Raw genomic sequence first — 25,511 nt, 5'->3', positions numbered from 1 at the left:
TATGAGAAAATGACTGTGAAGCTTTCGTTGGCAACTCTCAAGGATGCCGCAGCGACCGCTGGCGTGCCCGCCTACGATCCGAAGACGCTCTCCCCCGGCATCGTACATTTCGGCGTCGGCAACTTCCACCGCGCCCATCAGGCGATCTACCTGGACGACCTGTTCAACATCGGCAAGGGCCACGACTGGGCCATCATCGGTGCCGGCGTGATGCCGTCCGATGCGGCCATGCGCGACAAGCTGAAGGCGCAGGATTTCCTCACCACCGTCGTGGAGCAGGACAACAACAAGACCGGCGCCCGCGTGACCGCCCCGATGATCGACATCATCGCGCCTGACGACAAGCAGGCGCTGATCGAGAAGCTGGCCGATCCGACGATCCGCATCGTCTCGATGACGATCACCGAGGGCGGTTATTTCATCGACGCGTCCGGTCACTTCAACCCGGCCCATCCGGCCATGGTCGAAGACGGCAGCAACCCGGATGCGCCGAAGACGGTGTTCGGCCTGATCCTTGCCGGCCTCAAGCTTCGCCGTTCGCGCGGACTTGCGCCATTCACGATCATGTCCTGCGACAACATTCCCGGCAACGGCCACGTGACCGAAAACACCGTCGTTGGTCTCGCCAAGCTGTCGGACCCGGATTTTGCGACCTGGATCCACGACAATGTCGCCTTCCCGAATTCGATGGTCGACCGCATCACGCCGGCCACCGGTCAGCGCGAAGTCGATATCCTCAAGAACGACTACAATATCGACGATAACTGGCCGGTATTCTGCGAAGAGTTCAAGCAGTGGGTGATGGAAGATCATTTCCCGCTCGGCCGTCCGCCGCTTGAAGAAGTCGGCGTTCAGTTCGTGCCCGATGTCGCGCCCTACGAGCTGATGAAGCTGCGCATTCTCAACGGCGGCCATGCGACGATCGCTTATCCCGGCGAGTTGCTGGACATCCATTTCGTGCACGAGGCAATGGAGCATCCGCTGATCCGGGCCTTCCTTGCCAAGCTCGAGAAGGAAGAGATCATCCCGATCGTGCCGCCGGTTCCAGATACCATCCTCGACGACTATTTCGACCTGATCGAGCACCGCTTCCTCAACCCGAAGATCGGCGACACCATTCCGCGTTTGGCGCAGGACGGTTCCAACCGCCAGCCGAAGTTCATCCTGCCATCGACCCGCGACAGGCTGGACCAGGGCCTCGACATCGTCGGCCTGTCGCTTGTGTCGGCGCTGTGGTGCCGCTATTTTGCGGGCACGTCGGACAGCGGTCGCCAGATCGTGTTCAACGATACGAGTGCCGAGAAGCTGCAGGCGGCCGCGATCAAGGCCAAGGACGACCCGGATGCGTTCCTGGTGTTCGACGAGATCTTCGGCGAAGTCTCGACGTCTGAGTTGTTCCGCAAGCGGTTTGCGCATGCGCTGAAGACGCTCTGGACACAGGGCACGGCCAAGACGCTGCAGCTCTATCTCGACGACCAGCTCGTCAAGGATTGAGGTGAACACCGTGACGGGAATTAGCGCAATCAAACCACGCCATCTCGTGATCTTCGATTGCGACGGCGTCCTTGTCGACAGCGAGCCGCTGTCGGTGCGGGTTCTGGTGGCTGCGCTCAACCGCCACGGTATCGAAATGGCCGAGGAGGAAGCCTATGAGCGCTTCCTCGGTCGCAGCCTGGCGACCATGCGCCAGGTCATGGACGAGGAATATGGTTTCCACACCGGGCCGGAATTTCTCGAGGGTATGCGCACCGATCTCTACAGCCTGTTCAAGGCCGAGCTGAAGCCGATCCCCGGCATTGCCGAAACGCTCGAGGCGCTCGGGCTTCAAGCCTGCGTCGCATCCTCCAGCAATCCCGACCGCATCCGGCTGTCGCTGACGATCACCGGCCTGATCGACAAGCTCGATCCCCATATCTTTAGCGCCACAATGGTGAAGAACGGCAAGCCCGCGCCGGACCTCTTCCTGCTGGCAGCAAGCGAAATGGGGTTCGCGCCGCAAGATTGCATCGTCATTGAAGACAGCCCCGCGGGCATCGAGGCGGCCCAGCGGGCGGGCATGGCGTCATTCGCCTTTACCGGCGGATCGCACACCCACACTTCCGGATACCGTGACCGGATCGAGGCGCTATCGCCCGACGTCGTGTTTGACGCGATGCCGGATTTGCTCCACCTTGTCCAAAAATATATCGAGGATCGCAACGGTTCGGTTTCCGCGAACACCTGAAGCTCGGCTTTCAGGCTGGCGGGACGCGACGGGGACAGTCTGCGCGACTTACAGGGACAGGAAACAAATCGGGATGCGTGATTTTCTCGTTGCGGTCGATATCGGCACGGCAAGCGCCCGTGCCGGCGTGTTCGGCCGCGACGGAACGCTGATTGCGAAATCCAAACATCCGATCCTGATGTTCCGCCCACGGGATAAGCACGCCGAACATTCCTCCGAAGACATCTGGTCCGCAACCTGCATCTCCGTGAAAGCGGCGTTGGCCGAGGCTGGGATTTCTGCATCCCAGGTGGCGGCCATCGGCTTTGACGCGACCTGCTCGCTTGTGGCGCGGGACCGCGATGGGGAACCGCTGAGCGTTTCGGTCAGCGGGAACGCGCATCAGGATACGATTGTCTGGCACGACCACCGGGCGATCAGTCAGGCGGAGACGCTGTCAAGAAGCGGCCATGCGGTGCTCGATTTCGCCGGGGGATCGATCTCGCCGGAAATGGAAATGCCCAAGCTGATGTGGCTGAAGCAGAACCTTCCAGACAGCTGGAGCCGGGCCGGTTATTTCTTCGATCTTGCCGATTTCCTGACCTGGAAAGCCACAGGTTCCGCGTCGCGTTCGCGCTGCACGCTGACGGCCAAATGGAATTACCTGGCGCATGAGACGCCGGGCTGGAGCGCGGATTATCTGGCGCTTGCCGGGCTCGACGACCTTATTGAGAAGGGCGGTCTGCCGGACGATACGATCGGTGTCGGCGGCTCGATCGGACCGCTCAGCGAAAAGGCGGCGGCCGAACTTGGCCTCGATACCGGCGTTCAGGTCGCGCCGGGAATGATCGACGCTTACGCGGGTGCCTATGGCGTGCTTGGCGGTGTTGGGGCGAAAAGCTTTCCAGGCTCGTCGCTGGAGACGAGCGTTGCCCTGATCGGGGGTACATCGAGCTGCATCGTCGCCTTCACCAGGGAGCCGAAACCCGGTCGCAGCCTTTGGGGCCCATATTACGAGGCGGTACTGCCCGACCATTGGCTGGTCGAAGGCGGACAGTCGGCGGCGGGCGCGCTGCTCGATCATATCGTCATGATGCACGCAGCCGGCGGCGAGCCGACCACCGAGCTGCATGAGCGGATCATTGCCCGCGTCGGCGAGATGCGTGCAGCGGCAGGCGGCGAGGAGATTGCGCCGGATCTGCACATTCTGCCCGACTTTCACGGCAACCGGTCGCCGCTTGCGGACCCGCATGCGACCGGCGTCATCAGCGGGCTGACGCTCGATACGTCCTTCGACGGGCTTTGCCGCCGCTATTGGCGGACCTGCGTGTCGATCGCGCTCGGCATCCGTCATATTCTCGATGCGATGGCTGACTTTGGGTACCGGTTCGAGACGCTGCACGTGACCGGCGGGCATGTGAACAACCCGCTGCTGGTGGAACTCTATGCGGATGTCACGGGCTGCAAGGTGGTCATCCCGCACAACCGCGATGCGGTTCTGCTCGGAACGGCCATGGCTGCCGCGGTCGCGGGCGGTCTGCACGGCTCGTTGCTTGATGCCGGACATGCGATGAACAGCGGCGGCAGCGAGCGGCTACCCAGCACGGGACGAGACCTTTATGAGCGCGACTACCGGCGGTTCCTTGCGATGATCCGTCACCGCGAAGAGCTGCGGTCGCTGGACTAAGCTGCAACTCAGCCCGAAAGCTGATCCGCCTCGACGATGCGCTCTCCCTTTTCACCGCCGATTGCAGCATCCAGCAGAACTTTTGCCACCACATGGGCCGGGCTGATGCGCAGCCGTCGCGGCAGGATGGGATGGGCGATCTTCAGCGCGATGCTGGCAAGCCGTTCGCCGAGCCGGAATTCGCTGCGGTCGCCACCCAAAAGGCTGGGCCTGACGATGGTGAGCGTGGAAAAGCCGATGGCGCGGATGGCATCTTCAAGCTCGCCCTTGGTGCGCAGGTAAAGCAGGCTGGACTTCGAATTGGCGCCGGTGGACGAGACGAGCGAGAAACGGGTTGCACCTCGTTCATGCGCGCGCCGGGCCGCACCGAGCGGCGTGGCGTAATCCACCAGACGGAAGGCCTCGTCCGATCCCGCCTTTGCCCGCGTGGTGCCGAGCGCCGAAATGACCGCGTCGACAGTCCACCAGTCCGCCTCGGGCAGACCGCTGCTGAGATCGGTGATGGGATTTTCGAGCTTCGGATGGGCCGGCAAGGCGGTCGGAGGCAGCGGCCGGCGGGTGGGCGCGACGACGCGGGTGACCCGGTCGTCCTTGAGCGCCAGTTCGAGGACGTGGCCGCCGACCAATCCGGTCGCGCCAAGGAGCAGCAGGCTTGTCATGCGGATCTCCGTCACTACCACGCCCGGTGCGGGTGTCTGCCGGTGAGTATACGATTCTCGCGGCCAGATTCCTATATCCACCGGCGCTTGTTCCAGGGCGATGGTTGACCTACATGCTGCGGGCCTAACCTGGAGACGCCGATGATCCTCGACGCCGCACGCCTATCGCTGATCAACCTGTTTGCGCCCGAAACGAGATCGGCCTTCTGGAAGACGCTGGGGCTGACATTCCTTATCCTGATCGGGTTGTGGTTCGGATTGCGCGAGCTCTTCGCGCTCTATCTCTGGCCGTGGTTTGCCGCCTTCTTTCCCGATGTGCCGGATTGGACGGGATGGCTGACGCTGTTTGCGGCGATTGCTGCCGGTATCGGGCTGGCGCTGGTGCTTGCCTTGCTGATCGCGCCGATTACTGCGCTGATTGCGGGCCTGTTCCTCGACGATGTGGCGGCGGTGATCGAGAAGCGCGACTATCCCGATGATGTGCCGGGCCGGGAAATGCCGCTCGGCCAGGCGATCCTGGGGTCGATCCAGTTTCTCGGCATCGTCATCATCGGCAATATCATCGCGCTGCTTTTGCTGTTCATTCCCGGCGTCAACCTGATCGCGTTCTTCCTGGTAAACGGGTATCTGCTGGGGCGGGAGTTCTTCGAGTTCGCCGCGATGCGGTTCCGGCCGCCGGCAGAGGCGCGGGCTTTCCGCTCGAAGCATTCCTCCACCGTGTTCGTGGCGGGCCTTTTGATCGCCGGCTTCCTGGCGATCCCCTTCGTCAACCTGCTGACGCCGCTGTTTGCAGCAGGGCTGATGGTGCATCTGCACAAGAAGGTATCGAAGCGCGATCCGTCCTTCCGGCTTCAGACGCCGATCACCTGAGGCGGTAGCTCGACCAGCGGCGCCGGGAAAGGACAGGTCTTTTCGGGCGACCGACAGAGATCGGCGATAACGCAGTGCTCGCATTCAGGCTTGCGGGCCTTGCAGGTATAGCGGCCGTGCAGGATCAGCCAGTGATGGGCGTGGAACAGGTACTGGTCGGGGATGACTTTCAGGAACTGCTCCTCGACCTCATCCGGCGTTTTGCCCGGCGCCATCAGGCAGCGGTTGCCGATGCGAAACACATGCGTGTCGACGGCAAGCGTCGGAATGCCGAAGGCCATGGACATGACCACGTTGGCCGTCTTGCGGCCGACGCCCGGCAGGCGCACCAGGTCCACGCGTGTGCTTGGCACCTCGGATCCGAACTCGTCGATCAGCATGCGACAGAGCGCGATGACGTTCTTGGCCTTGTTGCGATAGAGCCCGATCGTCCTGATATGGGCAATGACGCCGTCCTCGCCGAGCGCCAGCATCTTTTCCGGCGTGTCGGCAATCTTGAACAGTTCGCGGGTCGCCTTGTTGACGCCTGCGTCGGTTGCCTGCGCCGACAGCGCCACGGCGACCACGAGCGTGAACGGATTGACGTGCTCGAGCTCGCCCTTCGGCTTCGGCCGCTGCACCGAGAAGCGGCGGAAGATCTCCACCATTTCGTCAGGCGTATAGGCCGGCTTGAAGCGCTTGGGCTTCCGGCCTTTGGAGATGCTGCTTTTTGTCGCCGGGGTTTTCGTGGATTTGATTTTCGCAAGGGCCATGACACTGTATAGTCTCGCGCCATGACGGAAATCAACGCGCAGCCGATCGATGAGAAACCGGTCTTTGCGGCCGAACTGACGCCCTATCGGTCGCTCGGCCGACGCGGGTTTTTTGTCGTGCTGTCGATATCGGGTGCCGTCTGCCTGTTCTACGGCCTTTTCTTCCTGGCGACCGGCGCCTGGCCGATCGGGCTGTTCCTCGGTTTTGATTTCCTGCTTCTCTATGGCGCGCTGAAACTCAGCTACCGTTCCGGCCGGCAGCGCGAGGAAGTCACGGTGTCGAGGACCAATCTTTCGATCCGGAAATTTTCACCAACGGGGCGGATGGTGGAGCATCGCTACAACCCGTTTTGGGCGCGATTTACTGTCAGCAGGCACGAGGAATTCGGGATTACGGCGATGCAGGTCTCGGGTGAGGGACGGCAGACCGAAATCGGTTCCTTTCTGAACCCGGACGATCGTGAGAGCTTTGCGAGGGCATTTCGCGGAGCGCTGGCGACCGTCACGAGACGATTGTGACCCCGACAAGAAACGGGTGGCTCTGATGGGATCGAGCGTGCATCTATAGGGCACAGGGAGACTGCCATGAACGCTCTTGCTACGCTTTCCAGGCCCGACATGTCCGCACCCGGCATCGACGTGACACCTGTGGCAGTGTGGGGTGGGGGGGGGGCCCAGACAGTCGGCCCGCGGGGTGACGCGTGAGCGGGCAGACGACTGGAACACGGGCTATTGTGGCTCCTTCGTACTGGGTAGGCCGATAACTCGGCGGTGCTACAGGATTATACGGCTGCTGTGGAGTGATTATTCGGCTAACGCCAGGAGCCGTCGGAGCAAAGGGCGGGAGCGGCGGGCCCGGTCGTGTGGAAGAGTAGATACGGAAAGCAGCGCCATATATGTATAGGAAGAGGCATAAGTGAGGAAATGTTGAATGGAAAAGGATAGATGTAAGATGATGAATTAAGGGGAGAAATTTGAGAAAGGTGAGTGAGGTAAACAGGATATGATAGTCGTTCTTTAGGATTGAAAAAAGTCGTGTCTATCTTGAGATGGGTGATAGTTAATTTATGGAAAAATTTTTAAATATTAAAGTAGAATGAAAAATGAATGATGGGATGAGGGTTATAAGGGATGTAAGGAATGATAAATGTCGTTCTGATCGGGACCGATTTTCAGCTCAAGGTGTGGCAGAGCCTGTTGAAGATCCCGTTCGGCAAGGCGGTCACCTATTCCGCCGTCGCCTCCGATATCGGCCAGCCGACGGCAAGCCGGGCGGTGGGTGCCGCAATCGGCGCCAACCCGATCTCCTTCGTCGTGCCCTGCCACCGGGCCGTGGCAAAGAACGGGGCTTTGACCGGGTATCACTGGGGTCTGACCCGCAAACGGGCGATCCTGGGCTGGGAGACAGGCAACGCCTGAGCCGCACAGTCCGCCCGACAACTTGCCGTCCTTCAGGTGCGTGTCAGCAAACAGGCCGAAATGATTGCCATCCTGCACTTCAACGGACGGCAGCATGGAACAGTCACGCGTCAGAAGCTGGTTTCGCATGGGAGCCTCGGCGATTTTCGCTGCCGCTCTGGGTTTGGGGGCCTATCTCGGGTATCTGCAGCTCAGCGGCAATTTCCATACGGTGATCGACGGCGAGCTCTACCGGTCTGCCCAGCCGGGTGCCGCCGATATCGAGACCTATGCAAAGACCTACGGCATCCGCACCATCGTCAACCTGCGCGGTGAGGACGACAAGGCCGGATGGTATGCCGAGGAGGTCTCCGCCGCAAAAAGGCTTGGCCTGACGCATCTCGATTTCCGGATGTCGGCTTCCAAGCAGTTGAGCGAAGCGGAGGCGGACCGGCTTGTCACGATGATGCGGGACGCACCGAAGCCGATCCTGATCCATTGCCGCTCGGGTTCCGACCGCACCGGCCTTGCCGCCGGGCTCTACAGCAGCGAGATCGCCGGCATGTCCGAAGAGATCGCCGAGCGCCAGCTTTCCCTCTACTTCGGCCATATCGGTATTCCGGTCATCTCGTCGGCCTATGCCATGGACAGGACATGGGAGCGGCTCGAGCACCATTCCTGGCGCGACAGGATTGCATTGCTGACAACGGATATCGACCTCTGACGTCGTTGCGGCCGAGGCTGGGAAACTCCTGTGGCAGTTGGCGGGTCGTGCCCAATGCGCTAGGATCTCGGCCAGTTCCAAGGAGCCATCATGCCAACATGCAACGTCGTTCTGACAGAGCACCACCAGCAGGTGATCGAGCGGCTTCTGGAAACGGGACGCTATCAGAACGCCAGCGAAATCGTGGGCGATGCACTGCGGCTTATCTGCCCAGGCCGACATCATCAAGATCATTGCCTATACGGATGAGAACTTCGGACGCGGCGCAAGGCGCCGTGACGTACAGCTTCTCGTGACTGCCTTTCGCGATTTGTCGCAAGACCCGACCGGGTTCAATCGATAGGGCGGAGCTTGGGGCAGGCATACGCAGCTTCCATCTCAGGCATAGCCGGACGAGGGCTAAGCACGCAAGCGGACTGGTCGTGCAGCCTCGCCACTTCATTCTCTACCGGTATCTTGAACCGTCGCTTATCGGGATCGGTCGCGTGCTTCATGACGCTGTCGATCTCGAAAGGCACCTCCCGTCAGCATTCGGCGATGAAAGCGGGCGGTCCTAATCCGCTTCCGCCAGCCGCAGCAGTTCCACTGCGGCGGTTTCGTCGGTGATCAGGGTGTTGCAGCCGATGCGGCGGATGGTGGCGCGGATGGCGATGGCGCGGTGTGTGCCGCCGGAGGAGAGGACGATGTGTTTTGCCTTGGCGAGCGTATCGAGGTCGACAGACATCACCCGCTCGTTGAGCTTCTGATCGACCGACCGGCCTTCCTCGTCGAGAAAATTGAACATCGTATCGCAGACGCAGCCGGCGGCGATCAGCCGCTCGAGTTCGGTGGCTGAAATGAAGCCTTCCGACAGCGAGGTCGAATGCGGGCCGATATCACCGCAGCTGACGACGGCGAGATCGAGGTTCTCGGCGAGGTCATAGACGGCATCGAGGCCGCATTTGTCGATCAGCGCCCGCTTGGTGGCGACGCTGTCGACCAGAAGCGGGGCGAGGAACATGAAGCATTCGGCGCCCAGCTGGCCGGCAAAGCGCCAGGTGAAGTCGATCGGGTTGGTCTGGTGGACAGCGACGATGCCGCCGAGCAGCGAGACGACCTTGCAGCGTTCGCGACGGGGCGGGCGGAAGCTCGAAAGCGCTGCCGTCATCGTGCGGCCCCAGCCGACGCCGATCGTCATGTCGTTCTGGATTGCTTCCGACAGGAACTGGCCGAGCGCCAGACCGACGGCGCCGGCCAGCGCATCGGCGCTGTTGTCGCGCGGGGCGGGCACCACGACCGCCTCATCCAGTCCGTAGGCGCGTTCCAGCTTGGTCGCCAGCTCGACACAGGTGTCGATGCCTTCCGAGATCCAGATCTGCACTTCGGAGCGTTTCATTGCCTCGTCGAGCAGGCGGATGACGGTCGAGCGACTGATGCCGAGCCGCTCGGCTACCTCCTTCTGAGTCAGGCCCTGGTTGTAGTAGAGCCAGGCAGCGCGAAGCCGCAGGGAGGACGCTTCCGAATATGCGGTGTGGGTATCGCGTCTCAGCTTGGCCAAATTCTGATGTCCTTTTTCATTCAGGACCATAGGGCTGACGTGAAACATATGTCAATTGTGAAGGACAAATGTCTTGACTTCTTTACCCTGAAGGGTTGTTATCCGGTCAACAGCGATCCAGAAACCATACGACGCCCCGAGCGTTTGTATTCGCTTAACAAGGATTTATTCGGATGACGTCGAAACTAGAGCAGCTTCGTTCCATGACAACGGTCGTCGCCGACACGGGCGACATCGAGGCGGTGACCCGCCTCAAGCCGGTCGATTGCACCACCAACCCGTCGATCGTTCTGAAGGCGATCGGTTCGCCGGCATTTGCCGACACGTTCCAGGAAACGGTAGCCTGGGGCCGCAAACAGGGCGGCAGCGACGACGCGATCACGGTTGCCGTGGCTGACAAGCTGGCGATCGACGTGGGCGCGGCGCTTGCGGGGATTGTCCCCGGCCGTGTTTCGACCGAAGTCGACGCCGACCTTTCCTTCGACACCGAAGGTTCGATCACCAAGGCGCACAAGATCATCGCAGCCTACAAGGATCGCGGCATCGAGCGCGAACGCATCCTGATCAAGCTGGCATCGACCTGGGAAGGCATCAAGGCCGCCGAAGTTCTGCAGGCCGAAGGGATCGACTGCAACCTGACGCTTCTGTTCAGCCACGCCCAGGCCGTTGCCTGCGCGGACGCCAAGGCGTTCCTGATCTCGCCCTTTGTCGGGCGCATTCTCGACTGGTACAAGAAGTCGACCGGCGAGGACTACACGTCCGAGACCGATCCCGGCGTCGTCTCGGTGCGTTCGATCTACAATTACTACAAGGCGAACGGCATCTCGACGATCGTCATGGGCGCTTCGTTCCGCAATGTCGGCGAGATCGAAGCTCTTGCCGGTTGCGACCGCCTGACGATTTCGCCGAACCTGCTCGACGAGCTCGACAAGGCGGAAGGCACGCTCGAGCGCAAGCTTTCGCCTGAAAAGTTCGAGCCGGCCGCGCCGATCAAGATGGACGAAAAGACCTTCCGCTGGATGCTCAACGAAGACCAGATGGCGACCGAAAAGCTTTCGGACGGTATCCGGGCGTTCAACAAGGATCTCGGCGCGCTCCGCGAGCTCGTGAAGAAGGAACTGGTCCGCGCCGCGGCCTGATTTCCTCAACGTTTTCCAATGACAAGGCCCGCCTCGTGCGGGTCTTTTTCGTTTTCCTAATGTGCGCGGCCGAGGCACAGGGTTAACCGAACGTTTAGCCGGAACTCCTAGATCTTTCAGCCTACAAATCACTTTGAAGCTGGAGCGCATCGATGGCTGGGATTTCTTTTGGCCGTATCTTGTCCAACGCCGCCGTGATCAAGGCCCTCAATCGGTCGCAGGCGATCATCGAATTCGACCTGAAGGGCATCATACTTGATGCCAACGAAAACTTCTGCAATGCGCTCGGCTACCGCCTGGACGAGATCGTCGGCAGGCATCACAGCATGTTCGTCGATCCGGCCGATGCAGCTTCCTCGGATTACGCGGCGTTCTGGGCACGGCTTTCCACCGGCGCGTTCGATCAGGGGAAATACAAACGCGTGGGCAAAAGCGGCCGCGAGATCTGGATCGAAGCCACCTACAATCCGATTCTGAAAGGCGGCAAGCCTTACAAGGTCGTGAAGTTTGCGACCGACATCACGGAAGCGCGCAAGCGGGCGCTCGAGGACCGGGGCAAGCTTGAGGCACTGTCGCGGGCGCAGGCGATCATCGAATTTTCGCCGACAGGCGAGATTCTCAACGCCAACGACAATTTCTGTGCCGCCGTCGGCTACCGTCTCGATGAGATCGTCGGCAAGCACCATTCTATCTTCTGCGAACCCGACTATGCGCGCTCGCCGGACTATCAGGAGTTCTGGAAGAAGCTCGGACGCGGCACCTTTTCGGCCGATCAGTTCACCCGCATCACCAAGACCGGCGAGAAGATCTATATCCAGGCATCCTACAACCCGATCATCGACGACAGCGGACGGGTGTTCAAGGTCGTCAAGTTCGCAACGGATGTGAGCGAACGGGTAAGGGTGGTCAACGATCTCGGCACCGGACTTGCACGTCTCGCCGATTGCAATATCCAGCAGACGCTGGATACGCCCTTCATCGTGGAATTCGAGCCGCTGCGCCGGGACTTCAACGCCTCGATCGGGGCGTTCCAGAAGACGCTGATGGGGGTCCTGCAGCAGACTTCCAGCCTCAACGACAGCAGCCAGGACATGCAGGTGGCGGCCGACCAGCTGTCCGCCCGCACCAAGGAGCAGGCAGCGTCGCTTCGAGAAACGACGGCGGCGCTGGAGCAGGTGACGGAGACGGTAAGGTCCTCCAACACCAATGCGGAGGAAACCCGCAAGCTGGTCAAGGGGGCGCTGCAATCTGCGACCACGTCCTCCTGCGTGGTGCAGGAAACCATCACGGCGATGAAGCGGATCGAAGGCGCATCGTCCGAGATTACGAAGATCATCAGCGTGATCGACGAGATCGCGTTCCAGACCAATCTTCTGGCGCTCAATGCCGGCGTCGAGGCGGCCCGTGCGGGCGAGGCGGGCAAGGGCTTTGCGGTTGTGGCACAGGAGGTGCGTGAACTGGCGCAGCGTTCCGCCAAAGCCGCCAAGGAGATCAAGGGACTGATCGAGAATTCCGGCCGGCAGGTCACGGAGGGCGTGCGCCTTGTCGACGCGACGGGCGCCGCGCTGCACGAGATCGAACGGTTTGTCGCCTCGATCGACCAGAATGTCCAGTCGCTGGCCACTGCGGCGCAGGAACAGTCGGGTGGCCTGTCCGACATCAACCAGACGGTTTCGCAGCTCGACCGGATGACGCAGCAGAACGCGGCGATGGTGGAGCACACGACCGGCATCAGCCGCCAGCTTGCAAACGGCGCGGCTCTGTTGTCGGAACTGGTCGGACATTTCAAGCTCAACAGGCGCGGCGAAATGCGCGAAACGGGTTCACCGCGTGCCGGCGGCGGACGCAGGGCCGCTTGACGCAACAGCGAGCGACGACCGGTGGAGAGGCCCGCGTCATGCGGGCCTTTTGTCGTCTGAAGGTCAGGCATGATGGGCGATGTGCCGGCCGGAGCGTGGATGCGCTTCGGGAGCCTCATTCCGGGACAGGCGTTGGGCGAAGGAAAAGCCCAGGCTTAAAGCTTCTTCAATCAGAGTAGCGCAGACTGCGGCTTGAGTATTCCATGTCTTGTTGTGCGTGATGGGGTGAAGATGCCGGAGTTCGGCGCGTGAAGATACGGCTATCGAAGAAGCTGCTCGCGGTCGTCGGCGGTATTTCCGTGCTCTGCGCCGGCAGCGGCGCGGCGGCCGTGTTCGTGGGCAAGGAAAAGCTTTTCGGCCCGTCCTACGCCGATCTCAACGGCCTGACCTGTTCGGTGTTGCAGACGTTCACGACCAAGCGCGACGGACGCACCTGGGTGCGCCGCTATGTGAATGCCGACGAGGTTGCCTCGGCGGATGGCGTTGGTGACGGCATGGCCCGCATCCGCACCGCATTGCGCGTGGCAAAATCCATCCAGGAGAAGGAAAAGGCCGACATCGTGCAGGTGGCGATGGTCGACAAGGCGGGTCCGAAGGACCGCGCCGAAATGCGCGGCCGCATGATCGGCGCGCAGGTCGTCTACATTCCAGATGTTTCCAAGGCACCTGATGGCGCAGCGCGGGAACCCTATTCCGCATTCTATGTCGAGGGTGCTGCGACATCCAAGGGCGAGTATTACGGCCAGCGCATCGACATGCCGCTCGCCGATATCGAGCATCTCGAAGCAAGTCTCACCGACAAGACCGATTGTATCGACCCCGTGGCGATTGCCGCGGCCGAGGCTGCTGCCGCAGAAGGACACGGCGCGGCCAAGGGGCATGACAAGAAGCCTGCCAAGGGGCATGAACCTGCCGGACATGGCGAAGCCTCCGGTGGGCACGACGCACCAGCCGCTGAAGGAGAAGCGCCGGTAGGCGAGCACGGCAGCGCGCCCGCCGAAGGACATGGCGAGGCCGCGGCCGCGGGCCATGGCGAGGGCGGGGAACCTGCCGCCAAGGAAAGCGGCGGTCTCCTGAGTTCGGTGACCGGCCTGATCTTCGGTTCGAAAGAGGAAGCAGCGCCTGCCGCCGCCGCGCATGCGCCGGACGGCGAGGGGCACGCTGCACCGCAAGGCGGCGAGCATCCAATCGACTCGAAGCAGGATGGTCATGCACCAGCTCCAGCCGCAGCGGGGGATGACACAGCCGAGGGTTCGAAAGAGCATGCCGCAAAGGGTGAGCCTATCTCTGCGCCGGCAGAAACACCTGCACCGACCGAAGAGAAGAGTTTTGTCTCTTCCATGAAGGAGATGCTCTTCGGTTCCAGTGACAAGGCTCCGGACGCGGCGCCGGATGCCACACATGACGAAGCCTCGGCTGAGCCGGCTTCGCCAAAGACCGAGCCCGCGCCAGAGCCCCGCACCTCTGCCGAGGGCGGCAAGCGCTGGTCGAAGCAGGATGGCAACGACGAGATCCGTTCCGGCGGGCCTTCAGCAAGCGACGCCGTGCATGACGACAAGGCCGCCGAGCCAGCCGCTACGGTCGCGTCGGATCAGCCGGGCGCGGCAGCAGGCGGGTCCAATGCCGCGGATGCGGCCGGTGCCGCGTGGCTTGAGAAGCTGCGGGCGCAACAGGCTGGGTCGGCCAGCAAGCCCTAGTCAAAAAACAACCTATCGGTTGCTCCATCGTCCAGAGAGGCCCTTGCCATCGATCCCCGTTGGCAAGGCGTGCGTATGGTCGGAACCTGCGAGAAGATCCACTGATCCTCTCCCCGTTTCAGGGAGAGGAGTCAGGTTGCTGACAAAGGTCTTGTCAAACAACTCTTGATGTCATTTTGGAAACGATCCGGTTGGCAACCTCCCCTCATCCTCGCCCTTTTGGCGGGGATCCCGTCAGCTCAAGTCCTTGAGCTGAGAGAGTCTTTGACCCGACGGACGTCGTGTCGCTGGATGACCGCCGCAAGGGCAAGGATGAGGGAGAGTGGGGTATCGCTCTCGCCAAGCAAGCTTCTTCAGCGTTTGTCGGCAGTCTGACCCTCTCCCTGTTTCAGGGGAGAGGAGCAGGTCTGTCTGATCAATCCGCCTTGGCGCGGCGGGCTGGGAAGAGGATGACGTCGCGGATGGACGGGGCGTTGGTGAGCAGCATGATCAGGCGGTCGACGCCGATGCCGAGGCCGCCGGCGGGGGGCATGCCCTGGTCGATGGCGTCGAGGAACTCGTCGTCGAGCTGCTTGTCCTTCTCGCCGCGGGCGTGGGCCTGTTCGAGCTGCTCGACCATGCGCTTGCGCTGCTCTTCAGGATCGTTCAGCTCGGAGAAGGCATTGCCCAGTTCCCAGGCGTTGCAATAGGTCTCGAAACGTTCGACGAGGCGTGGTTCGCCCGGGACTTCCTTGGCAAAGGGCGAGATGTCCTTCGGGAAATGGGTGACGTGGCTCGGCTGGATCAGCGTGGCCTCGACCTTTTCCTCGAAGATGAAGGCGAGGCATTCGCCCCAGGTCCAGTCCTTCTCGACTTCGAAGCCGGCAGCCTTGGCGGCGGTGCGGGCTTCCTCGTCGGTCTTCATGCTCAAGAAGTCGATACCGGTGACTTCCTTGACGGCGTCGGGCATCGGCACGCGCTTGAACGGGCCCTTGAACGACAGTTGCTTGTCGCCATAGGCGAATTCGGTGGAGCCGTGGATCTTCATGGCGAGGTCGGCGAACAGGCGTTCGACGAGGTCCATGATGTCCTCGTAGTCGGCATAGGCCCAGTAGCATTCCATCATGGTGAATTCAGGATTGTGCCGGGTGGAGACGCCTTCGTTGCGGAAGTTGCGGTTGATCTCGAACACCTTGTCGGTCAGGCCCGACACCAGCGTGCGCTTCAAGAACAGTTCCGGCGCGATGCGCAGGTACATGTCGAGCTTCAGCGTGTTGTGGTGGGTCTTGAAGGGTTCGGCCGTGGCACCGCCATAGACTGAGTGCAGCATCGGCGTTTCGACTTCCATGAAGCCGTCGTCTTCCATGAAGCGGCGGATGCCGGAGACGATCTTGGAGCGCTGCTGGAAGCGGAGCTTGCTTTCCTCGTTGCTGAGGATGTCGAGGTGGCGCTTGCGGTAGCGGATCTCGACATCGGCAATGCCGTTCCACTTTTCCGGCATCGGCAAAAGCGACTTGGTCAGCATGGTGATTTCGCGGGCGCTGATGGACAACTCGCCGCGCTTGGTGCGGCGCACGATGCCGGTGACGCCGATGATGTCGCCAAGATCGATCATCGACAGCATCGCCCGGGCTTCCTCGGGCGTCACGTCCTTGTGGGAGAAGATCTGGATCTTGCCGCCGGCGTCATGGATATCCATGAACATGCCGGAATTGCGCGAGGAAAAGACGCGGCCGGCAACCGTGACGACATCGGTGGTTTCGACGTCGGCCTCGAGATCCTTGTACTTTTCCGCCAGTTCCGCATTGGTCATGGTGCGGTGGAAATGCGCCGGATAGACGTCGCCGACGGTTTCGCGCAGCTTTGCCAGTTTCTGGGCGCGCACTTCTGTGGCGTCGGAGGAGAGGGCGGTTTCGGTCTTGGTGTTCTCGGTCATGGTTTTTGCCTTCGAGGCTGGTTGTTCTGGTTCGCCGATGCGGCGGGCTCGGCTAACCCTCCCCCTTGTGGGGAGGGTCGGAGCGCAGCGACGGGGAGGGGTATCCCGGATTGCGAAAGAAAAGGCCCCTCCCTAACCCTCCCCACAAGGGGGAGGGAAGCTGTCGCCGCAGGTATTACTTCTGCGCACCCACCATGGACGACACCACGGCGGCGGCGATCTTCAGGCGCTGGCGCACGACCGAACGGCCGAGGATTGCCATGCTGTCGAACAGCGGCAGCGAGCGCTGCGAGCCGGACATGGCGATGAACAGCGGCGGGGTGACGACGCGTAGCTTCTTTTCGAGCTTGTCGGCAACCGAGCGCAGTTCGGCATCTATCGCCTCGACGTTCCATTCGATCATCTTTTCGATGTCGGCCTGGACCATGGTGATGATGGCAAGCGTGTCTTCCGGCGAGGTCTTGAGGCCAGCAAAGGAGGCCGGTGTCAGGTTGACGTCGGCGGCGAGCAGGAAGCCTGCGAGGTTCGGTAGGTCGCCGAGCTTGGAAACGCGGCTCTGCGAGTGCTTCAGACCCTCGATCAGGCGCTGATTTTCCATCGCCCATTCGAGCGTGCGCGACACGAACTCTTCCGGCGAAAGCTTTTCGCGCAGCCAGCGGCCGTTCACCCAGTCCAGCTTCTGCAGATCGAAGATGGCGCCGGCCTTGGACAGGGCTTCCGGATCGAAGCTGCTGATCATCTCATCCATGGTCAGAAGCTCTTCGCCTTCTGCGATCTGCACGAAGAACAGACCGAGGAAGTTCATCAGGGCTTCCGGCAGGTAGCCGAGCGCCGAGTAATAGCTGATCGAGGTCGGGTTCTTGCGCTTGGACAGTTTCGACTTGTCGGCATTTCTCATGAGGGAGAGATGCATGAAGACAGGCGCTTCCCAGCCGAAATAGCGATAGAGAAGGATGTGCTTGGGCACCGATGCCAGCCACTCTTCGCCGCGCGCCACATGGGTGATCTTCATCAGATGGTCGTCGATGACGTTGGCCATATGATAGGTCGGCATGCCGTCGCCCTTGATCAGGACCTGCATGTCGACCGAATCCCACGGGATCGAGACATCGCCATAGACGCCGTCGGTGAAATCGCACGAGCCTTCGGTCGGGATTTTCATGCGCACGACGGACTGTTCGCCGGCCGCCATCTTTTCGGTAACTTCCTCGGCCGAGTATTTCAGGCAGAGACCGTCATACTTCGGCGGCTTGCCGGCAGCGCGCTGGCCTTCGCGCATCTGCTCCAGACGTTCCGGCGTGCAGAAGCAGCGGAAGGCATGGCCCTTGTCGAGCAGATCCTGCGCATGCGGCCAGTACATGTCCTTGCGGTCCGACTGGCGGTAGGGGCCGTAGGGACCGCCGATATCTGGACCTTCCGCCCAGGTAAGCCCGGTCCATTTCAGCGCGTCCAGCACCTTCTGCTCGTATTCGAGCGTCGAGCGGGTCGCGTCGGTATCTTCGATGCGCAGGATGAATTCGCCGCCGTGCTTTTTCGCGAACAGGTAGTTGAAGAGGGCGATATAAGCGGTGCCGACATGGGGCTCGCCGGTGGGCGATGGGGCGATGCGGACGCGAGGGGTCGGATTGATCATGGATGCTGCTCTTTCCACGGCGCGCATGGCTGCGCAAAGCCTGTGCCTTTGAATAGGGATTGGCGCAGGCTTAGGCCATATTCAGGCGGGAGCGTCAAGGTTTTTGGCGAAAACGGCTGCCCCGATCCCCTCGTTGAAGGGACGGGGTCAGCCTGGGTGGGTCGAGCGCGGAAAGGACTAGTTCACCGGCCAGATATAGAGGAGGGCCGGGACGCTGACGACAATGATCAGGAACGACAAAGGCAGGCCAAGTCGCGGGTAATCGGAAAACTTGTAGCCGCCCGGGCCGAACACCAGAGTGTTGCACTGGTGGCCGACCGGGGTGAGGAAATCGCAGCCGGCGCCGATCGCCACCGCCATCAGGAAGGGCTCGGGGCGAAAGCCGAGATTGGTGGCAAAGCTTGCGGCGATCGGCCCCATGACCAGCACGGTTGCTGCGTTGTTGAGGAAGGGGGTGACGGCCATGGCGGTGACGAGGATCAGGCCGATCGCGCCCCAGGCGGGCAAGGTCGCCGCCGCTTGGCCGAGCCATCCGGCGATCAGTTCGCTACCGCCGGAGGTTCGCAGAGAATCCGAAACCGGGATGAGCGCCGCCAGCATGACGAGGATCGGGCCATCAACGGATTTGTAGAAATCGGTCAGCGGAATGGCGCGGAAAACCACCATACCGAGAGCGGCCGCGAAGAAAGCGACCGGCACAGGGGCAAGCCCGACGGCCGTCGTGCCCATCGCCAGTGCCAGGATGATGAGTGGAATGAAGGCCTGCCTCCGCGTGCCGAGCAGCACTTCGCGCTGAGCGAGCGGCAAAAGCGAGAAGTCCTGCATCACCGTCGGCATGTTCTTGCGGCTGCCCTGCAACACGATCACGTCGCCCGCCATCAGGGTGATGGTGCCAAGACGCTGCTTGAGGCGTTCGCCATGCCGGCTGATTGCCAGAAGATTGACGCCACGGGTGTAGGAGAGCGCCAGTTCCTTGGCGGAAAGCCCCTTGAGCGGCGAATCCTGGGTGATGATCGCCTCGATGGAGATGACATCGGCCTGGGCCTGTCCGTTTTCCATCAGCGGCTTGCCGGAAAGCTGCAGCCTGCCGCCGGAGACCATCCGGTCGAGCGCCTTTGACGGGCCTTCGAGCAGCACGACATCGTTTTCACGCAGGATGAGGTCCGGGAACGGTGCCATGCGCGATGGACCGCGCAGGACGGCATTGGCAATCACCTCGCCGTCGCCGATCTTCAACAGCTCGGCGACCGTTTTTTCAAGAACAGTCGACAGCGGGGTAATAATCACCTCGGACGTATAGTTGGTGATCTCGACTGCTTCCTCGAGGGAATCATTCTGCTTTGTGCGGCTGGGCACCAGCCAGTGGAAGAACAACAGGAAGGTAATACCGACAAACGCCAGGATCGCACCCATCGGGGTGAAGTCGAACATCGTGAAGGATTCGCCGGTCAGTTCCTGGCGGATCCGCGACACGACGATATTGGGCGAGGTGCCGATCTGCGTCATCAGGCCACCGAGCAGAGCGGCGAAAGCCATCGGCATCAGGTATTTCGACGGCGAGGCGCCGGATTTGCGGGCGAACTGGAACGCTACCGGCATCATGATGGCAAGCGCGCCGATATTCTTGATGAAGGCCGACAGCACGGCGACGACGATCATCAGCAGTGCCAGCTGGGTATGCAGCGTGTTGAGGTTGGGGAAGAACTTCTTGATCGCCATGTCGACGATGCCGGAGCGGGCAACGCCTGCCGAAACGACCAGCGCGCTGCCGACGATGATGACGATATCATCCGAGAAGCCGGAAAACGCCTGGTCGACCGGAACGATCCCCACCGTCACCGCCACGACGAGCGCACAGCAGGCGACCACATCGTAGCGGAAGCGATCCCAGATGAAGACGGCCATCATCACAGCGATGACGGAAAAGGCAAGGATCTGCTGGGTTGTCATGTGGCTCCGGGGGCGCTGGAAATGGGATGCAGCGAGAGGCGATGATCGGCGTGGTGATAAGATCGTGCCCTAGAATGCCCCAGTGCCACAAATGTTGCAAAGTCTGATGACGTTTCGCAAAAGGCGTCTATCGCCGCTCAGGGCGTGTCTGCTGGACAAACCGTGGTGGACGCATAAGTAGACGATATCAACTGCAGTTGTTTGCGCCAATTCCCCTGCGCCAAAGCCCCCGGAGCCGTCATGACCGATATCCTTGCCATCCCCGTCAAGCTTGCCGACGGCCGGAATACGACGCTTGCCGAATACCGTGGAAAAGTCATGCTGGTGGTCAACGTCGCGTCCAAATGCGGCCTGACCACGCAGTATGAAGGGTTGGAAAAACTCTATGAGCAAAAGCGGGACAGGGGCTTTGTCATCGCAGCCTTTCCGGCCAACGACTTCATGGGGCAGGAGCCCGGCTCGGATACGGAAATCGTCGAATTCTGCCAGCTGACCTATGACGTGAAGTTTCCGATCTTCTCAAAGATTTCCGTCAAGGGCGATGCCAAGCATCCGCTCTACAAGGCGCTGACCGCAGATCCGGTGCCCACCATCGGCGACGGTCCGATGAAGGCGCGCCTGCGCGGCCGCGGCATGGACATCAAAGATGGCGAGATCGTCTGGAACTTCGAAAAGTTTCTGATCGGACGCGATGGTCGGATCAAGGCACGCTTCGCGCCTGACGTGACCGCAGACGATAACCGGCTGCTCGAAGCGCTGGACCGGGAACTGTCCGAGCGGTGATCGGCCGGGTCTAGGCCCTTGGGCCGACCACAAAAAAGGGCGCCTCGCGGGCGCCCTTTGCATGTCAATGTTTGTGGCAACGTCAATGCAGCGTGCCGGAGGCCTTTTTCTTGGCGCGGGCGCCCTTCGCGAACATGTTGAGGGCCTCGACGCCGGCCGAGAAGGCCATGGCGGCGTAGATATAGCCCTTCGGAACGTGCACGCCGAAACCTTCGACGATCAAGGTGCCGCCGATCATCAGCAGGAAGGCGAGAGCCAGCATGACGATGGTCGGGTTCCTCTCGATGAAGTTGGCAAGGGGGGTTGCTGCCAGAAGCATCACGGTGACAGCGGCGACGACGGCCACGATCATGATCGGCAGATGCGGCGTCATGCCGACTGCGGTGATGATGCTGTCGATCGAGAAAACCAGGTCGAGGATCAGGATCTGCACGATGGCGGCGCTGAAGCTCATCTGCACGACTTCCTTGCCGGCGCCGACCATGTCTTCCTTGTTGTCGACCACATCCACGGAATGGTGGATTTCCTTGGTCGCCTTGTAAACGAGGAACAGACCACCGGCGATCAGGATCATGTCCTTCCAGGAGAAGGGGTGACCGAAGGCTTCAAAGACCGGATTGGTAAGCTGAACGATCCAGGCAACGGTGCCGAGCAGACCAAGACGCATGACCAGCGCCAGGCCGATACCGATCTTGCGTGCCTTTTCCCGATGCTCAGGTGGCAGCTTGTTGGTGAGGATGGAGATGAAGATCAGGTTGTCGATGCCAAGCACCACTTCCATGACCACAAGTGTAACGAGCGCTACCCAGGCCGTCGGGTCTGCTACCAGCGCTGCAATGTCCATCCATCTCTCCTGTTTTCAATCAAAGGGCGCAATTTCCCGCCGCATTTGGGGATCGACCCATTAAAAACAAGAGTAGGTTGAATATGGACCGACCAGAATCAGGCGGAATCAGCCCCATTATCGATCACGGGTTTGTTATGACAACCATAGGCCGCCATGAAAACGCGGACTGCACCTTGGATGGTCCGGTGGATTTCCTCGTCTGACGGGGCGTCTTCCATGGACCCGAACAGACGAACCTTGAAATAGCCGCCGCTGACGAGGTCGATATACTGGCCTGCGGCAAGTTCGATATCGTCGATATTCAGCCTGCCGGCCTCGACGTGGAGGGCGAGAAAGTCGCGCATCACGGTGCGCAGATTTTCGGGTCCGCGGAAAAAGCGCCGACACAGGTCCGGCATACGCTCGCGGACGCCAAGCACGGTGCGCATCGCGGTGATGATTTTCTCTTCCGTCATGTGGCTGAGGAACGAGACGCCAAAATCGTAGAGGCTCTTTTCCACGTTGCCGTTGGTCGACAGAACGGACCGAACAGTGGCGAGGAAAGCGGCGCGCTCCTGTTCCACCATGGCGACGAACAAATCTTCCTTGTTCTGGAAGTAGACGTAGATCGTTCCCTTCGAAACGCCGGCCTCGCGCGTGATGTCGTTCATGCTTGCGGCTTCGAAACCAAGCTTCATGAAAACCCGCGTCGCGCCTTCCATGATCTGGCTGCGCTTGGCCGGATCCTCGCCCGCAGCAAAACGCCCTGCAGTGCGGGGGGACGTGTCTCGCGGCGCGGATCTCTTTAACGGTTTCGGCATTATAATTCAGCATTCCGGTTTTTTTCGAACCGATTGGTTCGATGTGGTCTTGATATGTGTGATCGAAGGCTTTATGTCAACGCTCCGAACTGATCGGTTCGATCGGTTTTCGCTTTTCAAAGATGGTTACGACAATGACGGCCTCCAAGAATGCCGGCGCGCTGCGCACCGTAAAAAACGAAGATGTGAATGCCGATGACACGGCGCGCGACGACGCGTCGCCGGCTGCCGAGAAACCTGCGGCACCTGTTGCAACGCCATCGCCCGAAGCCAAGGCCGACGCACCCGCAAAGAAGGGCAAGCGCGGCCTTATCCTGCCGATCATCGTGCTGGCGCTGCTCGCCGGTGGCGGCTGGTATGGATATCAGTGGTGGACGACGGGCCGGTTCATGGTGTCGACGGACGATGCCTATATCGAAGGCGATATTGCCACGATTTCCCCAAAGGTCACGGCTTTCGTTTCGAAAGTGAATGTCGCCGCCAACCAGCAGGTCAAGGCCGGCGATGTGCTGGCGACGCTCGACAATGGCGATTACCAGAACGCGCTTGATCAGGCCAATGCCGCCATCGAAACCGGCAAGCTGTCGCTGACCCGCATCGACGCACAGGTCGAAGGTGCGCAGGCAACCCTTGCCCAGGCGCAGGCCTCCAAGGTTGCACTGCAGGCAGCGGTCCGCGGTGCCGAGATCACGCTCAAGCGCCAGACCGAGCTTGCCGCAAAGTCGGTCGGCACGACCGCCGATCTCGACAGCGCCACGATTGCGCTCGATCAGGCCAAGGCCAACCTTGTCGGCGGCGATGCGTCGATCAAGTCGGCAGAAGCCAACATCACCATTCTTGAAGCGCAGCGCAAGGAAGCCGAAGGCCAGGTCCGGACGCTGGAACTGCAGCGCGACAAAGCGGCCCGCGACTTGTCCTTTACCGTTCTGAAGGCGCCCTATGACGGGATTGTCGGCAATCGCTCGGTGCAGGAAGGCGATCTCGTTTCGCCGGGACAGCGGCTGATGGCGCTGGTGCCGACGCGCCAGCTCTATATCGACGCCAATTTCAAGGAAACGCAGATCCAGCATCTGGAGATCGGTTCCAAGGTGGAAGTGCATGTGGATGCCTATAGCGAGGAGCCGATCATCGGGACGGTAGAATCGCTTGCGCCGGCTTCCGGCTCGGTATTCTCGCTGCTGCCGCCGGAAAACGCGACGGGCAACTTTACCAAGATCATCCAGCGCGTTCCGGTCAGGATCGCCCTGCCGCAGGATGCGCTCGACAGCGGCCGTCTTCGGGCGGGTCTGAGCGTTGTCGTCGACGTGGACATCCGCACCGCACCCAAGAAGTAACTGGGCTTTGGCCTAACAGCCCCATCGGGGCGGAGGTGGTCCCATGGCTGGGAGCGCAACGACAACTGCAGGATCGATATCGTCCGCGGCACAGGCATCGTCTGCTCCCAAGGTGGACGAGAAGATGCCGACCGGCCGGCTGATCGCGTTTTTCGCGATGGTCGTCGGCATGTTCATGTCGATCCTCGACATCCAGATCGTGTCTGCCTCGCTGTCTGAAATTCAGGCGGGCCTTTCGGCCGGATCGGACGAGATCGGCTGGGTGCAGACGTCGTATCTGATTGCCGAAGTCATCATGATCCCGCTCTCGGGCACCTTGGCGCGTATCGTCTCGACGCGCTATCTATTTGCGTTCTCGGCGGCCGGCTTTACGGCCGCGAGCGCGCTTGCGGCGACGGCATCCAATATCGACCAGATGATCGTCTACCGCGCGATCCAGGGCTTTATCGGCGGCGGTATGATTCCGTCTGTGTTTGCGGCAGCCTTCACCATTTTCCCGCCATCGAAGCGGGCGTTCGTCTCGCCGATCATCGGGCTGATCGCGACGCTTGCGCCCACGATTGGACCAACGGTCGGCGGTTATCTCTCGAACGCGTTTTCGTGGCACTGGCTGTTCCTGGTCAACATCATTCCCGGCATCTTCGTGACGATCCTGACCTGGCGGTTCATCGATTTCGACAAGCCGGAACTGTCGCTGTTCAAGAAGTTCGACTGGTGGGGCCTTGCCGCGATGGGCGTGTTCCTCGGCGGCCTCGAATATGTGCTGGAAGAGGGCAATTCCAACGACTGGTTCAACGACCACATGATCGTCATCGGTGCCATCGCATCGGGGCTTGGCTGCCTGGTCTTCTTCTATCGCGCCTTTACCTCGGAATTTCCCGTCGTGGACCTGACGGCGTTTACGAACCGGAACTTCGCGTTCGGCTCGATCTTCTCCTTCGTGATGGGTATCGGGCTCTACGGGCTCACCTATATCTACCCGGTCTATCTCAGCCGCATCCGCGGTTACGACAGCCAGATGATCGGCGAGACGATGTTCGTCTCGGGTCTTGCCATGTTCGTCACGGCGCCGATCGCAGGCAAGCTGTCGACCAAGATGGACCTGAGAGCGATGATGGTGATCGGTTTCATCAGCTTTGCCTCCGGCACCTATATCATGACCGGCATCACCGCCGATTGGGACTTCTACGAGCTTCTGATCCCGCAGATCCTGCGCGGTTTTGGCCTGATGATGTGCATGGTGCCGATCAATAATATCGCGCTTGGCACTTTGTCTCCGGCCCGCATCCGGGGGGCGTCCGGCCTGTTCAACCTGACCCGCAACCTTGGTGGCGCGGTGGGGCTTGCGATCATCAGCACGCTTTTGTCCAACCGCCAGGACGTGCATTACGAGCGGCTGCGCGAGCATCTCGACTGGGGCAACCGGATCGCTTCCGACCAGCTCGACTCGATGGCGTCCAATCTGAACACCTACGGTCTAGATGGCGCGACCGGCGCGATCCGGCAGATGGTGCAGCTGGTGACCAAGCAGGCCGTGGTGATGTCATTCTCGGACGTTTTCCTGATCCTGACCGTGCTGTTTGCGATGATGATCCTCGGCGTTGCCGCCATCGAAAAGCCAGCCCCCCAGGGCGGTGGCGGTGGTAGCGGCCACTGATCGCGGACTTCGCGCTGAAGATTTCTAAGAACCACCGCCTGCAGAGGGGTCGTCGCAAACCGCGGCG

21 protein-coding genes and 1 pseudogene are annotated in these 25,511 nt (G+C 61.1%); 14 read left to right on the top strand and 8 right to left on the bottom strand.

Annotation, left to right across the window (positions count from 1 at the left end):
• Nucleotides 1-9: 9 nt before the first annotated feature.
• The 3 genes from J3A65_RS15100 to J3A65_RS15090 all read left to right on the top strand — a co-directional run bounded on the left by J3A65_RS15100 (nucleotide 10) and on the right by J3A65_RS15090 (nucleotide 3,890).
• Entirely contained in the window at nucleotides 10-1,494 is a 1,485-nt protein-coding gene (locus J3A65_RS15100; RefSeq protein WP_209901988.1) for a mannitol dehydrogenase family protein, read from the top strand.
• Between the two features lie 19 nt (nucleotides 1,495-1,513).
• Nucleotides 1,514-2,224 (top strand): HAD family hydrolase, encoded by a 711-nt coding sequence (locus J3A65_RS15095; protein ID WP_209903542.1) that lies wholly within the window; start codon nucleotides 1,514-1,516, stop codon nucleotides 2,222-2,224.
• Between the two features lie 73 nt (nucleotides 2,225-2,297).
• Nucleotides 2,298-3,890 (top strand): FGGY-family carbohydrate kinase, encoded by a 1,593-nt coding sequence (locus J3A65_RS15090; protein ID WP_209901986.1) that lies wholly within the window; start codon nucleotides 2,298-2,300, stop codon nucleotides 3,888-3,890.
• A gap of 8 nt (nucleotides 3,891-3,898) precedes the next feature.
• Here J3A65_RS15090 and J3A65_RS15085 read toward each other — a convergent pair whose 3' ends face one another.
• Nucleotides 3,899-4,549 carry an NAD(P)H-binding protein gene (locus J3A65_RS15085; protein ID WP_209901983.1) on the bottom strand — a complete coding sequence of 217 codons (651 nt, stop codon included), beginning with the start codon at nucleotides 4,547-4,549 and terminating at the stop codon, nucleotides 3,899-3,901.
• A gap of 141 nt (nucleotides 4,550-4,690) precedes the next feature.
• On the opposite strand from J3A65_RS15085, the gene J3A65_RS15080 reads away from it, so the two are divergent.
• Nucleotides 4,691-5,419, top strand: coding sequence for a sulfate transporter family protein (locus J3A65_RS15080; protein WP_209901980.1), 729 nt, complete (start codon nucleotides 4,691-4,693; stop codon nucleotides 5,417-5,419).
• On the opposite strand, the gene nth is transcribed toward J3A65_RS15080, so the two are convergent.
• A complete protein-coding gene (gene nth, locus J3A65_RS15075; protein WP_209901978.1) occupies nucleotides 5,401-6,171 on the bottom strand; it encodes an endonuclease III in 771 nt (256 codons plus the stop codon). The genes J3A65_RS15080 and nth overlap by 19 nt on opposite strands.
• A 21-nt stretch (nucleotides 6,172-6,192) precedes the next feature.
• On the opposite strand from nth, the gene J3A65_RS15070 reads away from it, so the two are divergent.
• The 4 genes and pseudogenes from J3A65_RS15070 to J3A65_RS15055 all read left to right on the top strand — a co-directional run bounded on the left by J3A65_RS15070 (nucleotide 6,193) and on the right by J3A65_RS15055 (nucleotide 8,542).
• Nucleotides 6,193-6,690, top strand: a complete 498-nt coding sequence (locus tag J3A65_RS15070; RefSeq protein WP_209901976.1) for a DUF2244 domain-containing protein — start codon at nucleotides 6,193-6,195, stop codon at nucleotides 6,688-6,690.
• Nucleotides 6,691-7,320: 630 nt separating this feature from the next.
• A pseudogene (locus J3A65_RS15065) lies at nucleotides 7,321-7,590 on the top strand (methylated-DNA--[protein]-cysteine S-methyltransferase); the annotation flags it as partial.
• Nucleotides 7,591-7,684: 94 nt separating this feature from the next.
• Nucleotides 7,685-8,293 (top strand): dual specificity protein phosphatase family protein, encoded by a 609-nt coding sequence (locus tag J3A65_RS15060; RefSeq protein ID WP_245341556.1) that lies wholly within the window; start codon nucleotides 7,685-7,687, stop codon nucleotides 8,291-8,293.
• Between the two features lie 90 nt (nucleotides 8,294-8,383).
• Nucleotides 8,384-8,542 (top strand): type II toxin-antitoxin system ParD family antitoxin, encoded by a 159-nt coding sequence (locus tag J3A65_RS15055; protein ID WP_113167016.1) that lies wholly within the window; start codon nucleotides 8,384-8,386, stop codon nucleotides 8,540-8,542.
• Between the two features lie 304 nt (nucleotides 8,543-8,846).
• Here the strand turns inward: J3A65_RS15055 and J3A65_RS15050 are convergent, their stop codons facing one another.
• Nucleotides 8,847-9,830, bottom strand: coding sequence for a sugar-binding transcriptional regulator (locus J3A65_RS15050; RefSeq protein ID WP_192077686.1), 984 nt, complete (start codon nucleotides 9,828-9,830; stop codon nucleotides 8,847-8,849).
• Nucleotides 9,831-10,003: 173 nt separating this feature from the next.
• On the opposite strand from J3A65_RS15050, the gene tal reads away from it, so the two are divergent.
• The 3 genes from tal to J3A65_RS15035 all read left to right on the top strand — a co-directional run bounded on the left by tal (nucleotide 10,004) and on the right by J3A65_RS15035 (nucleotide 14,525).
• A complete protein-coding gene (gene tal / locus J3A65_RS15045; RefSeq protein ID WP_113111915.1) occupies nucleotides 10,004-10,969 on the top strand; it encodes a transaldolase in 966 nt (321 codons plus the stop codon).
• Between the two features lie 152 nt (nucleotides 10,970-11,121).
• The gene (locus tag J3A65_RS15040) at nucleotides 11,122-12,828 is read left to right on the top strand and encodes a PAS domain-containing methyl-accepting chemotaxis protein (RefSeq protein WP_209901974.1); all 1,707 of its coding nucleotides are present in this window, start codon (nucleotides 11,122-11,124) and stop codon (nucleotides 12,826-12,828) included.
• Between the two features lie 248 nt (nucleotides 12,829-13,076).
• Nucleotides 13,077-14,525 (top strand): hypothetical protein, encoded by a 1,449-nt coding sequence (locus tag J3A65_RS15035; protein ID WP_209901972.1) that lies wholly within the window; start codon nucleotides 13,077-13,079, stop codon nucleotides 14,523-14,525.
• Between the two features lie 415 nt (nucleotides 14,526-14,940).
• Here J3A65_RS15035 and lysS read toward each other — a convergent pair whose 3' ends face one another.
• The 3 genes from lysS to J3A65_RS15020 all read right to left on the bottom strand — a co-directional run bounded on the left by lysS (nucleotide 14,941) and on the right by J3A65_RS15020 (nucleotide 20,023).
• Nucleotides 14,941-16,440 carry a lysine--tRNA ligase gene (gene lysS, locus J3A65_RS15030; RefSeq protein WP_062461227.1) on the bottom strand — a complete coding sequence of 500 codons (1,500 nt, stop codon included), beginning with the start codon at nucleotides 16,438-16,440 and terminating at the stop codon, nucleotides 14,941-14,943.
• 175 nt (nucleotides 16,441-16,615) lie between these two features.
• Nucleotides 16,616-18,073 (bottom strand): glutamate--tRNA ligase, encoded by a 1,458-nt coding sequence (gene gltX, locus J3A65_RS15025; RefSeq protein ID WP_092659691.1) that lies wholly within the window; start codon nucleotides 18,071-18,073, stop codon nucleotides 16,616-16,618.
• 177 nt (nucleotides 18,074-18,250) lie between these two features.
• Nucleotides 18,251-20,023, bottom strand: a complete 1,773-nt coding sequence (locus tag J3A65_RS15020) for an SLC13 family permease (protein ID WP_209901970.1) — start codon at nucleotides 20,021-20,023, stop codon at nucleotides 18,251-18,253.
• 240 nt (nucleotides 20,024-20,263) lie between these two features.
• Here J3A65_RS15020 and J3A65_RS15015 point away from each other — a divergent pair, with 240 nt between their 5' ends.
• A complete protein-coding gene (locus J3A65_RS15015) occupies nucleotides 20,264-20,806 on the top strand; it encodes a glutathione peroxidase (protein WP_209901968.1) in 543 nt (180 codons plus the stop codon).
• An 82-nt stretch (nucleotides 20,807-20,888) separates the two neighbouring features.
• Here J3A65_RS15015 and J3A65_RS15010 read toward each other — a convergent pair whose 3' ends face one another.
• On the bottom strand, nucleotides 20,889-21,650 hold the full coding sequence (locus tag J3A65_RS15010) for a TerC family protein (protein ID WP_062461215.1): 762 nt from the start codon (nucleotides 21,648-21,650) through the stop codon (nucleotides 20,889-20,891).
• Nucleotides 21,651-21,748: 98 nt separating this feature from the next.
• Nucleotides 21,749-22,453, bottom strand: a complete 705-nt coding sequence (locus J3A65_RS15005; RefSeq protein ID WP_062461212.1) for a TetR/AcrR family transcriptional regulator — start codon at nucleotides 22,451-22,453, stop codon at nucleotides 21,749-21,751.
• A gap of 134 nt (nucleotides 22,454-22,587) precedes the next feature.
• Between J3A65_RS15005 and J3A65_RS15000 the strand changes: the two genes are divergently transcribed.
• Both J3A65_RS15000 and J3A65_RS14995 read left to right on the top strand, forming a co-directional pair.
• The gene (locus J3A65_RS15000) at nucleotides 22,588-23,787 is read left to right on the top strand and encodes an HlyD family secretion protein (RefSeq protein ID WP_062582076.1); all 1,200 of its coding nucleotides are present in this window, start codon (nucleotides 22,588-22,590) and stop codon (nucleotides 23,785-23,787) included.
• Nucleotides 23,788-23,830: 43 nt separating this feature from the next.
• Entirely contained in the window at nucleotides 23,831-25,444 is a 1,614-nt protein-coding gene (locus J3A65_RS14995; RefSeq protein ID WP_092659696.1) for a DHA2 family efflux MFS transporter permease subunit, read from the top strand.
• Nucleotides 25,445-25,511 lie beyond the last annotated feature (67 nt).

Origin of the sequence: Rhizobium sp. PvP014, assembly GCF_017876855.1 — a bacterium.
GTDB lineage: Bacteria > Pseudomonadota > Alphaproteobacteria > Rhizobiales > Rhizobiaceae > Neorhizobium > Neorhizobium soli.
The sequence above is the reverse complement of the archived record's forward strand: the minus strand, read 5'-3'. Positions and strand labels throughout refer to the sequence as shown.

Excerpts from the sequence above, each read along its gene's own strand:
- J3A65_RS15040 (WP_209901974.1), top strand. The coding sequence starts at position 11,122 with ATGGCTGGGATTTCTTTTGGCCGTATCTTGTCCAACGCCGCCGTGATC.
- tal (WP_113111915.1), top strand. The coding sequence starts at position 10,004 with ATGACGTCGAAACTAGAGCAGCTTCGTTCCATGACAACGGTCGTCGCC.
- J3A65_RS15000 (WP_062582076.1), top strand. The coding sequence starts at position 22,588 with ATGACGGCCTCCAAGAATGCCGGCGCGCTGCGCACCGTAAAAAACGAA.
- J3A65_RS15085 (WP_209901983.1), bottom strand. The coding sequence starts at position 4,549 with ATGACAAGCCTGCTGCTCCTTGGCGCGACCGGATTGGTCGGCGGCCAC.
- J3A65_RS15080 (WP_209901980.1), top strand. The coding sequence starts at position 4,691 with ATGATCCTCGACGCCGCACGCCTATCGCTGATCAACCTGTTTGCGCCC.
- lysS (WP_062461227.1), bottom strand. The coding sequence starts at position 16,440 with ATGACCGAGAACACCAAGACCGAAACCGCCCTCTCCTCCGACGCCACA.
- J3A65_RS15090 (WP_209901986.1), top strand. The coding sequence starts at position 2,298 with ATGCGTGATTTTCTCGTTGCGGTCGATATCGGCACGGCAAGCGCCCGT.
- nth (WP_209901978.1), bottom strand. The coding sequence starts at position 6,171 with ATGGCCCTTGCGAAAATCAAATCCACGAAAACCCCGGCGACAAAAAGC.
- J3A65_RS15100 (WP_209901988.1), top strand. The coding sequence starts at position 10 with ATGACTGTGAAGCTTTCGTTGGCAACTCTCAAGGATGCCGCAGCGACC.
- J3A65_RS15020 (WP_209901970.1), bottom strand. The coding sequence starts at position 20,023 with ATGACAACCCAGCAGATCCTTGCCTTTTCCGTCATCGCTGTGATGATG.
- J3A65_RS15005 (WP_062461212.1), bottom strand. The coding sequence starts at position 22,453 with ATGCCGAAACCGTTAAAGAGATCCGCGCCGCGAGACACGTCCCCCCGC.
- J3A65_RS15015 (WP_209901968.1), top strand. The coding sequence starts at position 20,264 with ATGACCGATATCCTTGCCATCCCCGTCAAGCTTGCCGACGGCCGGAAT.
- J3A65_RS14995 (WP_092659696.1), top strand. The coding sequence starts at position 23,831 with ATGGCTGGGAGCGCAACGACAACTGCAGGATCGATATCGTCCGCGGCA.
- gltX (WP_092659691.1), bottom strand. The coding sequence starts at position 18,073 with ATGATCAATCCGACCCCTCGCGTCCGCATCGCCCCATCGCCCACCGGC.
- J3A65_RS15055 (WP_113167016.1), top strand. The coding sequence starts at position 8,384 with ATGCCAACATGCAACGTCGTTCTGACAGAGCACCACCAGCAGGTGATC.
- J3A65_RS15010 (WP_062461215.1), bottom strand. The coding sequence starts at position 21,650 with ATGGACATTGCAGCGCTGGTAGCAGACCCGACGGCCTGGGTAGCGCTC.
- J3A65_RS15070 (WP_209901976.1), top strand. The coding sequence starts at position 6,193 with ATGACGGAAATCAACGCGCAGCCGATCGATGAGAAACCGGTCTTTGCG.
- J3A65_RS15060 (WP_245341556.1), top strand. The coding sequence starts at position 7,685 with ATGGAACAGTCACGCGTCAGAAGCTGGTTTCGCATGGGAGCCTCGGCG.